Source organism: Denitraticella aggregata (assembly GCF_048158365.1).
Lineage (GTDB): Bacteria > Pseudomonadota > Gammaproteobacteria > Burkholderiales > Rhodocyclaceae > Azoarcus_F.
In genome coordinates this window covers 272,542-287,709 of sequence record NZ_JBLLNL010000002.1, presented here as the reverse complement: position 1 = coordinate 287,709, position 15,168 = coordinate 272,542, and the positions used below count along the sequence as shown (strand labels likewise).

At 65.6% G+C, this 15,168-nt stretch carries 10 protein-coding genes; 5 read left to right on the top strand and 5 right to left on the bottom strand.

Annotated elements, in window-relative coordinates; translation table 11 throughout:
- Positions 1-4: 4 nt before the first annotated feature.
- A complete protein-coding gene (gcvP, locus tag ACKVEX_RS04720) occupies positions 5-2,902 on the top strand; it encodes an aminomethyl-transferring glycine dehydrogenase (RefSeq protein WP_473214538.1) in 2,898 nt (965 codons plus the stop codon).
- Positions 2,903-2,924: 22 nt separating this feature from the next.
- Here the strand turns inward: gcvP and ACKVEX_RS04715 are convergent, their stop codons facing one another.
- Entirely contained in the window at positions 2,925-4,253 is a 1,329-nt protein-coding gene (locus ACKVEX_RS04715; RefSeq protein WP_473214537.1) for an SLC13 family permease, read from the bottom strand.
- A 170-nt stretch (positions 4,254-4,423) separates the two neighbouring features.
- Positions 4,424-5,350, bottom strand: a complete 927-nt coding sequence (locus ACKVEX_RS04710) for a LysR substrate-binding domain-containing protein (protein ID WP_473214536.1) — start codon at positions 5,348-5,350, stop codon at positions 4,424-4,426.
- Between the two features lie 108 nt (positions 5,351-5,458).
- Between ACKVEX_RS04710 and ACKVEX_RS04705 the strand changes: the two genes are divergently transcribed.
- Positions 5,459-6,235: a ferredoxin--NADP reductase gene (locus ACKVEX_RS04705; RefSeq protein ID WP_473214535.1), complete on the top strand. Its 777-nt coding sequence runs from the start codon at positions 5,459-5,461 to the stop codon at positions 6,233-6,235.
- A 27-nt stretch (positions 6,236-6,262) separates the two neighbouring features.
- Here the strand turns inward: ACKVEX_RS04705 and ACKVEX_RS04700 are convergent, their stop codons facing one another.
- Positions 6,263-6,661, bottom strand: a complete 399-nt coding sequence (locus ACKVEX_RS04700) for an MAPEG family protein (RefSeq protein ID WP_473214534.1) — start codon at positions 6,659-6,661, stop codon at positions 6,263-6,265.
- Between the two features lie 139 nt (positions 6,662-6,800).
- Here ACKVEX_RS04700 and ACKVEX_RS04695 point away from each other — a divergent pair, with 139 nt between their 5' ends.
- The 3 genes from ACKVEX_RS04695 (at position 6,801) to ettA (ending at position 10,752) form a co-directional block, all read left to right on the top strand.
- Positions 6,801-8,543, top strand: coding sequence for an ABC transporter transmembrane domain-containing protein (locus tag ACKVEX_RS04695; protein ID WP_473214533.1), 1,743 nt, complete (start codon positions 6,801-6,803; stop codon positions 8,541-8,543).
- 95 nt (positions 8,544-8,638) lie between these two features.
- Entirely contained in the window at positions 8,639-8,788 is a 150-nt protein-coding gene (locus tag ACKVEX_RS04690) for a hypothetical protein (protein WP_473214532.1), read from the top strand.
- A gap of 299 nt (positions 8,789-9,087) precedes the next feature.
- Entirely contained in the window at positions 9,088-10,752 is a 1,665-nt protein-coding gene (ettA, locus tag ACKVEX_RS04685) for an energy-dependent translational throttle protein EttA (RefSeq protein WP_473214531.1), read from the top strand.
- On the opposite strand, the gene ACKVEX_RS04680 is transcribed toward ettA, so the two are convergent.
- Both ACKVEX_RS04680 and ACKVEX_RS04675 read right to left on the bottom strand, forming a co-directional pair.
- The gene (locus tag ACKVEX_RS04680; RefSeq protein WP_473214530.1) at positions 10,742-13,939 is read right to left on the bottom strand and encodes an efflux RND transporter permease subunit; all 3,198 of its coding nucleotides are present in this window, start codon (positions 13,937-13,939) and stop codon (positions 10,742-10,744) included. The two genes, ettA and ACKVEX_RS04680, sit on opposite strands and share 11 nt — an antisense overlap.
- Positions 13,929-15,044, bottom strand: a complete 1,116-nt coding sequence (locus tag ACKVEX_RS04675; RefSeq protein ID WP_473214529.1) for an efflux RND transporter periplasmic adaptor subunit — start codon at positions 15,042-15,044, stop codon at positions 13,929-13,931. The genes ACKVEX_RS04680 and ACKVEX_RS04675 overlap by 11 nt, the downstream gene beginning before the upstream one ends.
- Positions 15,045-15,168: the final 124 nt, after the last annotated feature.

The following is a 15,168-nucleotide window of genomic DNA, read 5'->3' as shown; positions in this document are numbered from 1 at the left end:
CCCCATGTCAGCCCATCCGCTCAACGCCCCCCTGAACACGCTTGAACAACGCGACGCCTTCATCGGTCGCCATATCGGACCGAATGCGACCGAGGTCGCGGCCATGCTCGAGACCATCGGTGCAGGCTCGGTCGATGAGCTCATCGCGCAGACCGTACCCGCCGACATCCGGTTGAGCGTGCCGCTCGCACTGGCGGCGGCCCGGCCGGAACATGAGGCATTGGCAGACCTGCGGTCGATTGCCGGGCGCAATCGCGTCAAGCGGTCGCTGATCGGCATGGGTTATTACGGCACCCACACCCCCGCAGTGATCCTGCGCAACGTGATGGAGAACCCGGGCTGGTACACCGCCTACACGCCCTACCAGGCCGAAATTGCTCAGGGCCGGCTGGAGGCGCTGCTGAACTTCCAGCAGATGGTGATCGATCTGACCGGGCTGGAACTCGCCAATGCATCGCTGCTGGACGAGGCCACCGCGGCGGCCGAGGCGATGGCGATGGCACGCCGGGTCAGCAAGTCGAAGTCCAATGCGTTCTTCGTCGATGAGGCCTGCTTCCCGCAGACGCTGGACGTAGTGCGCACGCGAGCCGGCTATTTCGGCTTCGAACTGGTATCCGGACCGGCCTGCGAGGCGGCGTGCCACGACGTGTTCGGCGCGCTGCTGCAGTATCCGAACGATCGCGGCGAAGTGCTCGACCTCGCACCGGTGATCACCGCGCTGAAGGCTGCAGGGGCGGTCACCGCAGTCGCTTCCGACCTGATGGCGCTGGTCTTGCTGAAATCGCCCGGCGACATGGGTGCCGACATCGCGTTCGGCTCGTCGCAGCGATTCGGCGTGCCGATGGGCTTCGGCGGACCGCACGCGGCCTTCTTCGCGACCCGCGAGGCGAACGTGCGCGCGATGCCGGGTCGCATCATCGGCGTCTCGAGGGATGTGCGCGGCAAGACCGCGCTGCGCATGACGCTGCAGACCCGCGAACAGCACATCCGGCGCGAGAAGGCCAATTCCAATATCTGCACATCGCAGGTGCTCCTGGCCAACATGGCCGGCTTCTACGCCGTGTATCACGGCCCTGACGGCCTGCGCACGATCGCAGCGCGCATCCATCGCTTCACCGCGATGCTGGCCGAAGGCATCAAGCGCGCCGGTTTCGATATCGTCGCCGAACAGTTCTTCGACACGATTCAGATCGATACCGGGGCACGTTCCGATGCGATCGTGTCCGCGGCGGTCGACGCCGGCTACAACCTGCGCCGGGTCAACGAGACCCGCGTGGGCCTGTCGCTGGACGAAACCACCACCCGCGCCGACCTGAGCGCACTGCTGGGGCTTTTCGGTGCCGACGCCGATCTCGCGATGCTCGACGCGGTCGTGTATGCACACGGCGGAAATCTGCCCGCGGGTTTCCTGCGCGAGGATGCGATCCTCACCCATCCGGTGTTCAACGCGCACCACACCGAACACGAGATGCTGCGCTATCTTAAGAGGTTGCAGAACCGCGACCTCGCGCTCGATCACTCGATGATCTCGCTCGGCTCCTGCACGATGAAGCTCAATGCGACCAGCGAGATGATTCCGGTCACCTGGGCCGAATTCGGGCAGATGCATCCCTTCGCGCCGCTCGACCAGGCGCAAGGTTACCTGGCCCTGATCAACGGACTGGCGGACCAATTGCGCGCGATCACCGGTTTCCCGGCGATCTCGATGCAGCCGAATTCGGGTGCGCAGGGCGAGTACGCGGGTCTGGTCGCGATCGCGCGCTATCACGCCAGTCGCGGCGAGTCGCAGCGCAAGGTCTGCCTGATCCCCAAGTCGGCGCACGGCACCAACCCCGCGACCGCACAGATGTGCGGCATGCGCGTGGTGGTGGTCGCGTGCGACGACAGCGGCAACATCGATGTCGCCGACCTCAAGGCCAAGGCCGCACAGTACGCGAACGAGCTCGCCGCGCTGATGATCACCTATCCGTCGACCCATGGCGTGTTCGAAGAGGCGGTGCGCGAGATCTGCGCGACCGTGCATGCGCACGGCGGACAGGTCTACATGGATGGCGCCAACCTGAACGCGCAGGTCGGCCTGACCTCGCCGGCCGCCATCGGCGCCGACGTGTCGCACATGAATCTGCACAAGACATTCTGTATCCCGCACGGCGGCGGCGGACCGGGCATGGGCCCGATCGGCCTCGCCGCGCACCTGGCCCCCTTCATGGCCGATCACGTGGTGTCACCGACAGGTGATGACGATCGGCCCAACAAGGGCCAGGGTGCAGTGTCGGCCGCCCCGTTCGGTTCGGCCAGCATCCTGCCCATCTCGTGGATGTACATCACGATGATGGGTGGCGAGGGACTCAGGAAGGCCACCGAGATCGCGATCCTCAATGCCAACTACATCGCCAACCGGCTCGCCGATCACTACCCGGTGCTGTACACCGGCAGCCGGGGCCGGGTCGCGCACGAGTGCATTCTCGACATCCGGCCGATCAAGGCGGCCACCGGCGTGTCGGAAGTCGACATCGCCAAGCGTCTGATGGATTACGGTTTTCACGCGCCGACCATGTCATTCCCGGTCGCCGGCACCATCATGGTGGAACCGACCGAATCCGAGGACCTGGGCGAACTCGACCGATTCATCGCCGCGATGATCGCCATCCGCAACGAAATCCGCGAGATCGAGCATGGGCGCTGGACGCGCGAGGACAACCCGCTGGTGCATGCGCCCCACACCCAGTCGGACCTGGTCGGAGAGTGGACACGCCCTTACAGCCGGGAGCAGGCGGTATTTCCGCTGCCCTGGGTCGCGCACAACAAGTTCTGGCCGACCGTGAACCGCATCGACGACGTGTATGGCGACCGCAACCTGTTCTGTGCTTGCGTGCCGATGAGCGCCTACGACGAAGCCTGACGCGGCTGGCGAGACCCCGCGGTCAGCGCAACACCGCTGCTGCGCCAAACAGCACCGGCAACACGATCAGACTGACCCACAACCCGCAGCGGATCATCTGCCGCTGCGGCACGTGACCGCTGCCGAAGATGATTGCGTTCGGTGGCGTGGCAACCGGCAGCAGGAAGGCACAAGAGGTCGAGATCGCAACCACGACCGCGATCGGCAACGCGTCGATCTGCGGCGCCATGCCGATGAACAGCGGTACCAGCAGCGCGGCACTGGCGGTATTGCTGGTCACCTCGGTCAGCAACATCGCGAACAGGATCATCAGGATCAGGCTCAGCAATACCGGCATCGCCGCGAACGGTCCGCCCAACTGGGTAGCGAGCCAGGCCCCGGCCCCGCTTTCGTCGAGGACCCGGCTCAGTGTGAGCCCCCCGCCGAACAGCAGCAGCACGCCCCAGTCCGCGCTGCGCTCGATGTCCTTCCAGCGCGCCAGGCGCAGCGCATGCAGCAGCACCAGCGCCGTCAGCGCCACCGCCGCGTCATAACCCCGCCCGATGCCGAGCAGTTCGTTCAGCGGACGGCCGAACACCCACAGCGTGACTGCCAACAGAAACACCAGCAGCATCAGGGTGTGTGGTCGCGACCAGGACATCGCGACCGACGGCCGTTCGATCTCGACCTCCAGATCCGGGCGTATCGCGAAACGCAGCGCAAACTCCATCGCGGGCAGCATCAGCACCACCATCGGAATCCCGATCAGCATCCACTGCGCGAACCCGATGCCGACGTTGGACGCCGCGATCGCATTCGGCGGGCTGCCGACCAGCGTGCCGATACCGCCGATGTTGGCCGAAAAGGCAACGCCGAGCAGCACGTAGAGGTAGGTAGAGCGATGCCGTTCCGGTCGAAGGGGTGACAGCAAGCCCAGCGCGAGCGGCAGCATCATCGCCGCAGTGGCGGTGTTGCTGATCCACATCGATAACAGCGCGGTGAGCCAGAAAAGGTAGCGCGCCGCGACATCCACGCGGCTTCCTGCCTTGCTGATGACCCATCCCGCCATCCAGCGGTCCAGCCCCTGCCGCTGCAGTCCGGCGGCCAGCGCAAAGCCGCCCAGAAACAGGAAGATGACCGGATCGGCGAACTGGCTCAGGGCCTGATCGAAGCTCAGGACGCTGCTGGCCGTGGCCAGCAGCGGCACCAGCAAGGCGGTCACGCTCACATGCAGCGCCTCGCTCAGCCACAACCAGCCGATCGCCACCATGATCGCGATGCCACTGCCAGCCGGCCCCATTTCGGGCACGAGCCAGTGATCGAGCGCGAAGTACAGAAAAGCGGCGGCAAGGAGATTCAGGAGTCGGGTCATCAGCCAGTGAAGGCCAGCCCGGGAAGGGCGGTGACGAGTCGAAAACCCGTCGATGGTACCTGCGCGGTCCGGGGATCACCAATCGACCGGCCCGCTGCAGCGGCCGATGATGCCCGACACCGGGCGTGGGGCCGGGCCGGAGCAGGGCTCTGCCAGGCGCATGCGGCCCGTTATGGAATCATCGGCAGACGGATCTCATGACTGTTGCGCACGCCCGCGGTCAGATCCCGGCAACGGGTCAGGAAGCGACGCATCGCACCATTGTGGTATTTGCCCTTGCGCCACAGGAAATGAAACCGCCGTCGCAGGTCGAGTTCGGGTGTGTCCAGCGGTACCAGGCTGCCTCGACGGAACGCGTCGCGCAGCGCCAGCTTCGATATGCAACCCAGCCCGAGCCCACATTCGACCGCCCGCTTCACCGCTTCGGTATGTTCGAGCTCGAGACGGACGTTCAGACCCGGTTGCCAGTGACGAGTCGCCTGATCGAAGGTCTCGCGTGTGCCCGAGCCCTGCTCACGCAAAATCCAGGCCTGCGAGCGCAGCGCCACCGTCGCAACGGGTCCGGCCTCCGCCAGCGGATGCCCGGGCGAACAGAAGACCGTCAGTTCGTCGTCCACCCATGGCTCGACGTCTATCTCGGGGTGGCGACACGTGCCCTCGATCAATCCGAGATCGATCTGGTGGCTGGCAACCTTCTCGATCACGGTGGCGGTGTTGAAGACCTGCAGCCGGATTCGCGACTCCGGATGTGTTTGCAGGAATTCGGCGACGATCAGCGTCGCGAGATAGTTGCCGATGGTCAGGGTGGCGCCGATATGCAGGTCTCCCAGCGCGTCGTCATCGCGCAGCAGGCTCTCGATTTCCGACGCGCGGTCGAGCAGTTCGATCGCGAAGGGCAGCAAGGCCCTGCCCCATTCGTTCAGATGCAGCCGCTTGCCGTCCCGGTCGAACACCTGGCGGTCGAACTGGCGCTCGAGCTCGCCGAGTGCCGCACTGCTCGCCGACTGGGACATGTTCAGCTTGCGGGCCGCAACGGACACGTTCCCGCAGCGGGCGATCTCCACGAAGACGCCCATCTGGCGCAAGGTGTAACGCATTGCATATCCATATTTTCGATTAAGGATATCAACTTAATTCATTTTTAAGTATTTCGACAAGCGGCTAGACTGCTCCATGTGAACAACCAACGAGCGACGCGAACCGTCATGGCAAACTTATTAACCGAGCGGGTAATCAGCGTCCATCACTGGAACGACAGTCTGTTCAGCTTCAGGACCACCCGGGACCGCGGCCTGAGATTCGAGAACGGTCAGTTCGTGATGATCGGGCTGGAAGTCGAAGGTCGCCCGCTGACACGCGCCTATAGCATCGCGAGTCCCAACTACGAGGATCACCTCGAATTTTTCAGCATCAAGGTGCCCGACGGCGCGCTCACGTCCCGTTTGCAGCATTTGCGTGCCGGCGACTCGATCGTGGTGAGCAAGAAGCCGGTCGGCACGCTCGTACTGCACGACCTGCGTCCGGGCCGGCACCTGTATCTGATGGCCACCGGCACCGGACTCGCGCCGTTCATGAGCGTGATCCAGGATCCCGAGACCTACGAACGTTTCGAGAAGGTCGTGTTGATCCACGGCGTGCGCACGGTCTCCGAGCTCGCCTATCGCGATTTCATCACACGCACGCTGCCGTGCCATGAGTTCATCGGCGAGGACGTGCGCAACAAGCTGATCTACTATCCGACCGTCACGCGCGAGCCGTTCGAGCATCAGGGAAGGATCACACGACTGATGGACAGCGGCAAGCTGTTCGACGACATCGGCCTGCCACCGCTCGATCCGGCCCGCGATCGCGCCATGATATGCGGCAGTCCGGCCATGCTCGAGGACAGTTGCGCCCTGCTCGACGCACGCGGCTTCGAGGTGTCGCCCCGCATCGGGGTGCCCGGGGACTACGTCATCGAACGAGCCTTCGTCGAACGCTGAACGCGACCGTAGCCGGTCGCGCGGCGCTCACGGCGCAAACAGCCGCAGAGCCACCCCGGCCCCTGCAACAAGCCCGAGCGCGCCGAACGCGAGCGCAGCCATCAGAAACCCCGCACCACGACCATCCGGATCACGCTGATAGGCAAGCGCATACCAGATGCGACCGACCAGCCAGCACAGGCCAAGCGCCGCAGCGATGCCGTCCCCGATTTGGGCCGCAGCCAGCCACAGGCACGGCAGCGTCATGACCGCCCATTCCAGCGTGTTCATCTGCACCCGGTAGGCACGCTCGAACAGAGGATGGCCGGTGACGGCAGGTGCTTTCACCCCATGGCGTTTCCGGCGCACCCCGACCCGGGCAGCGGTCCAGAACATCAGCAACACGACCAGCAGTGTCACCGCGGCAGTCATCGGCAGTTCGGTCATCGGAGTGTTTCGATGTGGACCTCGGGACCATGAGTCTACGCGATACAGCCCGCAAGTCGAAACCCGGCCGTACAATCCCGGCTGCTGCGCAGCCATTGCGTTTGCGTGACCTTCGCGATTCATCCCTGACGGACTTCCGATGACCCCGTTCCGCAACCCCGGCCTCGCCCTCGCGAGTCTGCTCAAACCCTATCGACGCCGGGTGCTCTACGCGGGTCTGGCGCTGGTCGTCGCCGCTGGGGCGATGCTGGCGGTCGGCCAGGGTCTGCGTGCGGTGATCGATCAGGGCTTTTCCGCCGGCGATCCGGCCTGGCTGGACAGAACCCTCGCCGCGATGTTCGGCGTGATCGTGGTCCTCGCCGGCGCCACCTTCGTGCGTTTCTACAATGTCTCGTGGCTGGGCGAACGGGTCACGGCCGACCTCAGGCAGATGGTCTTCGATCATCTGCTGTCGCTGCCGCCGTCCTGGTTCGAGGCAGGACGCACCGGCGAGGTGATCTCGCGTCTGACCTCCGACACTGCGCAGATCGAAAGCGTGATCGGTTCCAGCCTGTCGATCGCGCTGCGCAACGCGCTGCTGCTGATCGGCGGGCTGATCATGATGCTCACCACCAGTCTCAAGCTCACGCTGCTGACGCTGATTGGTGTGCCGCTGGTGATCGCGCCGATCATCTTCTACGGACGCAAGGTGCGGCGGCTCGCGCGCGAAAGCCAGGATCGTATCGCCGACCTCGGAAACCGCATCGATGAAACCATCCACGAGATTCGCATCGTGCAGGCCTATGGTCACGAGGACGTCGATCGCAGTGACTTCGCACATCTGATCGCACGCAGTTTCGACACCGCGCGCAAGCGGGTGCGAAATCGCGCGATCCTTGTCGCCGCGGTGCTGTTGCTGGTCTTCGGCGCGATCGCGCTGATCCTTTGGATCGGGGGGCACGACGTGCTCGACGGTCACATCACCGCCGGCCAATTGTCCGCCTTCGTCTTCTACGCTGCGCTGGTCGCCGGCAGCATCGGCGCGCTGTCCGAGGTCTGGGGCGACCTGCAGCGCGCGGGTGGGGCCACCGAGCGCCTGATGGAGATCCTGGAGGCGCGTCCGGCCATCCTGGCGCCGATCCGACCGGCACCCTTGCCCCGCCCGGCACTCGGTGCGATCCGGTTCGAATCGGTCCGCTTTCATTATCCATCCCGCCCGGACATGGCTGCGCTGAATGATTTCAGCCTTGATATCCGCCCGGGCGAGAGCGTCGCGCTGGTCGGTCCGTCGGGTTCGGGCAAGAGCACCGTGTTCCAGTTGCTGCTGCGGTTCTACGACCCGGACGCCGGCGTACTGCGTCTGGACGGTGTTCCGCTGGCGCAGGCCGACCCGCGCGCGATCCGCGACTGCATCGCGCTGGTCCCGCAGGAGGCGGTGATCTTCGCCGGGAGCGTCATCGACAACGTGCGCTATGCGCGGCCCGATGCAAGTGCGGACGATGTGCAACGGGCCTGCGAAGCGGCATGGGCTCACGAATTCGTGAGCAGGCTGCCGCAGGGCTACGATACCGATCTTGGCGAGCGAGGCGTTCGGCTGTCCGGCGGTCAGCGCCAGCGCATCGCGATTGCGCGCGCAATCCTGGCCGACCGCCCGATCCTGCTGCTCGACGAGGCCACATCGGCGCTGGACGCCGAGAGCGAGCGCATGGTGCAGGCGGCACTCGAGAAGCTCATGGAGAACCGGACCACGCTGGTCATCGCCCACCGGCTGGCCACAGTGCAGAAGGCGGACCGCATCGTCGTGCTGGACGCCGGACGCATCGTCGAGACCGGAACACATCAGGAGCTGGTCGCGCACGACGGCCTGTATGCCCACCTTGCACGCCTGCAGTTCACCGTGTGACGAGGTGGCGCGTGCCGGGCATCGTTTGCAGCCTGCGCGACCAGGGCTATCATCGATAAGCCTGCCGACATGATGGCTGGACACTGGAGACGGAAATGACCCAACTGCTCGTAATCAGGCTGATCGGCGATGACCGTCCCGGACTGCTGGCCGACTGCGAGTTCGATGCCGACGCACTCAAGGACGACCTGGAGCGTCTGTCCTCCGACCTGATCGTCGACATCGACCTCGACCTCGGCGCCTGAGCCCCGACCGGACGCCTTTCCCTGGCACAGCGGGCCGGCGACGGGCATTGCCCTTGCGGCGACTCAGCCCGAGCGCATGCCGATGTTGGCGCGCGTAGCGGCCGCGGGCCCCGCTGTCTGAGCCCGAAGGGCGAGTTCGGGGCCCGCAGCGAAGCACGCCTTACAGCGGCAGCGCGAGTGGCTGCCGGAGCCGCAAGGGCAATGCCCGTCGCCGGCCGGACACTCTCCCGCCGAGGCCATCCTCATCGACGCAGTGGTATCCTTGCCCACTCGTTTTCAGCGATTACAGACAGGACCCCATGGCTCAATACGTAATGTCCATGCTCCGCGTGAGCAAGGTCGTGCCTCCCAAGCGGCAGATCATCAAGGATATCTCCCTCTCCTTCTTCCCCGGCGCAAAGATCGGCCTGCTCGGTCTGAACGGCTCGGGAAAGTCCACGGTATTGCGCATCATGGCCAACGAGGACAAGGAATACGAGGGCGAGGTGCAGCACTTGGCCGGCATCCGCATCGGCTACCTGCCGCAGGAACCGAAACTCGACGCCGACAAGACCGTCAGGGACGTGGTCGAATCGGGACTGGGCGAGATCATCGAGGCTCGCCAGAAGCTGGACGAGATCTACGCCGCGTACGCCGAGCCGGACGCCGACTTCGACAAGCTCGCCGAGGAGCAGGCCAGGTACGAGAACATCCTCGCGGCGGCAGGCAACGATGTCGACACCCAGATGGAGATCGCGGCCGACGCGCTGCGGCTGCCGCCCTGGGACGCGAAGATCGGGAACCTGTCCGGCGGCGAGAAGCGTCGCGTCGCGCTGTGCACATTGCTGCTGTCGCGTCCGGACATGCTGCTGCTGGACGAACCGACCAACCACCTCGACGCCGAATCGGTCGAATGGCTGGAACAGTTCCTGACCCGCTTCCCGGGCACCGTGGTCGCAGTCACGCACGATCGCTATTTCCTCGACAACGCCGCCGAGTGGATCCTGGAACTCGACCGCGGCCATGGCATTCCATGGAAGGGCAATTACTCCTCATGGCTGGAGCAGAAGGAGCAGCGTCTGGAGCAGGAATCCAAGCAGGTCGACGCGCACATGAAGGCGATGAAACAGGAACTCGAATGGGTGCGCTCCAACCCGAAGGCGCGCCAGGCCAAGTCCAAGGCCCGCCTGTCACGCTACGAGGAGATGACCACGGTCGAGTACCAGCGCCGCAACGAGACGCAGGAGATCTTCATTCCGCCGGGCGAGCGCCTCGGCGACCAGGTCATCGAGTTCAAGGAGGTCAGCAAGGCCTTCGGCGACAAGCTGCTGATGGACAAGGTCAGTTTCAGCGTCCCGCCCGGCGCGATCGTCGGCATCATCGGTCCTAACGGCGCCGGCAAGTCGACGCTGTTCAGGATGATCCAGGGGCTGGAAAAGCCCGACTCGGGCGAGATCCTCATCGGCAGCACGGTCAAGATAGCCGCGGTCGACCAGTCGCGCGAGGGGCTGGCCAACGACAGGACGGTCTTCGACGCGATCTCGGACGGCGCGGACGTGCTCACCGTGGGCAAGTTCGAGATGCCCAGCCGGGCGTACATCGGGCGCTTCAACTTCAAGGGCGGCGACCAGCAGAAGATGGTCGGCAACCTGTCCGGCGGCGAGCGCGGCCGCCTGCATCTGGCCAAGACGCTGATCGCCGGCGGCAACGTGCTGCTGCTCGACGAGCCGTCCAACGACCTGGACGTCGAGACCCTGCGCGCGCTCGAAGATGCATTGCTGGAGTTCGCCGGCTGCGCGCTGATCATCAGCCACGACCGCTGGTTCCTGGACCGGATCTGCACGCACATCCTCGCCGCCGAAGGCGATTCGCAGTGGACCTTCTTCGCCGGCAACTTCCGCGAGTACGAGGAAGACAAGAAGAAACGGCTCGGCGAGGAAGGCGCGAAGCCGAGACGGATCCGCTACAAGCCGATCAGCCGCTGACGGTCGTCGAACCGGCCTGCTGGCCGGTGAACCAGGTCGTCACCCGCTCGGTGAAGCGGTTGACCATCATGTACAGGCACGGAATCACGAACAGCGTCAGCAGCATCGATCCGACCAGACCGCCGATCACCGTCAGCGCGAGCGGCCGCATGATCTCGCCCCCCTCGCCCAGTCCGACCGCCAGCGGAACCATGCCCAGCGCGGTGGTCGAGGTGGTCATCAGGATCGGGCGCAGACGCACGCTGCCGGCCTCGACGATCGCATCGTGCATCGCAAGGCCCTTGTGGCGACCGATCTCGATGTATTCGACCAGCAGAATCGCATTGTTGACGACGATGCCGATCAGCAGCACCCCGCCGATCAGCACCGGTGCCGACACGGGGGTCCCGGTGAGGGTGAGGATCACGCTCACCCCGACCAGCGACAGCGGCGCGGCGGCGATGATCACGAAGGGGTTGCTGAGGCTCTCGTACTGCACCGCCAGCACGACGAAGACCAGGAACACCGACAGCATGATGACCATCGTCAGCTCGCGGTTGGTCTCCTGTATCGTCTCCCACTGCCCGCCTACGATCAGGCTGTATTGATCCGGCACGTCGATCTCGGCCAGGCGACGCTCGACCTCGGTCATGATCGTGCCCACGTCCGACAATGCGGTATTGATGTCGCCGACCACGCGGACGATCCTGTTCTGATTCTCCCGCTCAATGCTCGCCGGCCCGGTACCCAGATCGAAACTCACGACATCACGCAACAACACCGGCACGCCGTCCGGCCGCGCGAGCAGCAGGTTGCCCAGTTCGTCCGTGTCCTTCACCACGTCGCTCGGCAGCCGGACGCGGATGTCGTACTCCTGACCACCGCTGACATAGCGGCTGGGCACCGCCCCATCGACCGCATCGCGGATCGCATTGCCGACCTCGGACACCCGCAGACCGAAATCGGCGGCCCGTTCGCGATCCACGCGGATGCGCATCAGCGGACTACGCTCGTCGGCGCCCGCGTCCAGGCCCTCGATGCCGGGGATCCCCTCGAGGCGCTGCGCCACGTCCCGTCCGATGCTGCGCAACACCTCCAGGTCGTTGCCGACCACGCCGATCGCGAGGTCGTTGCCGGTCGAGGTGAAGCGTAGCCCGCGGATCAGCGGCGGGCGCATGAAGATGCGCGCGCCGGGAATGTCGAGCGCCCGGATGTCGCGCTGGGCCTGCGCCACCCACAGGCCGGCCGACATGTCGCGCATCCGCGTCGATTCGAGCTGGATGAAGAACATCGAGGAGCCGGGACGTTCCTGGATCGTACCGCCCCACAACGCGCCACCGGCGATCGAGAACACGCTCTCGACATGGGGCATGTCGCGCAGTCGCGCCTCGACCCGGCGTGCCACCGCCTGGGTTTCATCCGGCGTACTGCCCGGCGGCAGGGTCACGCGCAGGAACACGTTGCCATCGTCCATGGGCGGCAGGAACTCGTTGCCGAGCTGTGAGAACAGCCACCCCGCACCGACCAGTCCGGCCAGCGCCAGCACGCTCACGCCCCAGCGCAGGCGTAACACCCAGGGCAGCAGCCTACGGTAAGCGAGGCGCAGCAGTTCTACGAGGGCCGCGAACGCACGCAACGGCGCGCTGCGGACCAGACCGCTCTCGAAACGCATCTTGCCCAGCAGCGCGGCCAGCGTCGGCACCAGCGTCAACGCCGCCGCGAGGGTCGCGATGATCGCGAACGAGATCGTCAGGATCATCTCCCGAAACACCAGCGCGGCAACCCCGGTGATCAGCAGAAAAGGCACCACCGCGGCCAGATTGGTCAGCGTACCGGCGGTGATCGCCGACACCACCTCGGTCGTGCCGTCGCGCGCCGCCTGATCCGCGCCTTTGCCCAGTTTTTCCTTGTGACGGTAGATGTTCTCCAGCACCACGATCGCATTGTCGAGCAGTAGACCGACCCCGAGCGCAAGCCCGCCCAGACTGATGATGTTGAGCGTCAGACCGTTGGCCCCCATCAGCGCGAAGGTCGCCATCAGCGCGACCGGTATCGACAGGCCGATGATGAAACCCTTGCGCAGACTGCCGAGGAACAGCAGCACCATCAGCATCGCCAGCAATCCGCCCAGCATCGCCGCCGAGCCGACGCTGGACAGCGCACCACGAATGAAGAAAGTCGGATCGCGAAACGACTGATAGGTGATGTCGGCCGGGATGAAACCCGAACGTGACAGCCGGTCCAGCGTGGCCAGCACCTGATCGGCCACCGCGACGGTATTGGTCCCGGTCAGCTTGTACACCTGGACCTGGGTCGACGGGACGTCGTTCAGGCGCGCGAACACGCGTTGCTCCCGGTGGCCGTCGCGCACCTCGGCGATCTCGGCAACCCGGATGCTGCCGCGTGCCCCGTTACCGTCCATCGAATTCGCCGGCAGGCGCAGCAACACGTTCTCGATGTCCGTAGCCGACGTGAACAGGCCCTCGGTCTTCGCGACTACGTCGAAGGTCTCGGAGGTCAGTCGCCCGCCCGCGATATCGACGTTCTCGGCAGCCAGGCTGGAGACGACGTCGCCCATGCTCAGGCCGTACGAGCGCAAGCGCTGCTGATCGACGATGACCTCCATCTCGCGCGTCATGCCACCAGCCGCCTCGACCGAGGACACCCCCGGGATCGCGATCAGTTGCGGCATCAGGTTGTTCTCGACCCAGTCGCGCACCTCGACCTCGCTGCGCAGATTGGAGCTGAACCCGCCCTCCCAGATCGCGTTCTGACCCGGGTCGAACTTGCGGATCCGCGGCGGCTGAATGTCATCCGGCAGTTGGGTCCGGGCCTGTTCGAGGTAGCGGGCGGCGTCCTGCAGCGCAAGATCGAGATTGGTGCCGAACTCGAAGGTCATGTCGACATCGGTGCGGCCATCGCGAACCCGGCTGGTGATCAGGATCAGCCCTTCCGTAGCGGCGAGATTGCGCTCGAGCACCCGGGTCACCTGTTCCTCCATGACTTCGGGTGCCACCCCCGCATAGTTCACGGTGACGCGAAGCTGCGGATACTCGATTTCGGGGAGAAGGTCGATCGGCAGGCGCAGCAGGAAGAACAGGCCCAGCACGAATACCACGGAGGCAATCGCGAGCGTGCCGACCGGACGGTTGATCGCGACGCGCGCGATTCCGCCGCGCGGCGCATCGCCGGCCGGATCAGTGCGCATGGGGGCCGTTCCGCATGGCCACGATGCGCACCGGCTGGTCGGCGCGCATCTCGATCGGGTTGCTGGCGAGCACGATGTCGCCCACCGACAGACCGGACAGCACCTCCGTCCATTGGCCCCGGGTCACGCCGACGGCGATCCGGCGCCGCTCCAGCTTGCCGTCCCCGATCGCGTAGACGTAGGTCTCGTCCCGGTCGACGCCGATCGACGCAACGGGCACCACCAATGCGTCCGGACGATTGTCGATGACCGCGCGCATTCTCGCGAGGAAACCCGGCCGTACGCCATGGTCGATCGCGTCGGCAGGCAGCGCGACCTCCACCGTCACGAGTCGACTGCCGCTCTGCGCGACCGGAAAGACGCGCCGCACCACCCCCTGGAGTTCCAGGGCCGGCAATGCATCGAGCCGGATCGGGATGTTCATGCCAGGCGCGATATGAACGACGTCGAGCTCGGACACGCCGAAGCGAATCACCAGGTCGTCCAGCGCCGCCAGTTCGAACAGCGTCGCCTGCGCCTCTACCGCCTCGCCAGGCTCGATATGGCGCGCGGTCACAACCGCCTTCAGCGGCGACACGATCGTGCCGTACTCGACCCGGGTTCGCCACAGCGCATGCTCGCTCTGGGCGACCTCCAGCCCGACCTGCGCGAGTTCGTATTGCGCCTCGCTCAGCACGCCGCGCGTGCGCAGCTCGGATGCCCGCCGGTGCTCGAGCCGGGCCGAACGTTCCTCGGCACGCGCACGTGCGAGTTCGGCCAGCGCCTCGGCCATGTCCAGCGTCGCAAGGATCTCGCCCTGTTCGACCGAGCCGCCCTCTTCCACGCGCACGGTTTCGACCGCACCCGCGATGCGCGACGCGAGACGAACGCTGACACGTGCCTCGACGGTCCCGGACAGCGTCAATTGTCTCGACAGGTCGCGCGGCTGGATCTCGATCGCTGCGACCGGAATGGCCGTCCCTTGTTGCGTCTGCGCGGTCGGCGGCTCCGCCTCCCCGGCACAGCCGACCGCGAACAGCGACGCCGCGGTGGCTGCGAGCCAGATGCACGCGAGACCACACTTTCGGTCGTCGTTCGGGTCCTGCGGGGGTCTTCCGATCGCCAAGAGTCCATCCTCATCCGCTATTGTCGGCGCATATCTGCTACAACGCTACACGACGGTCCACGTCGGACCACCACTTCCGGACACCGTTCGGGTGCGACGGTTCGCACCGGCTCCGAGGGGTCGC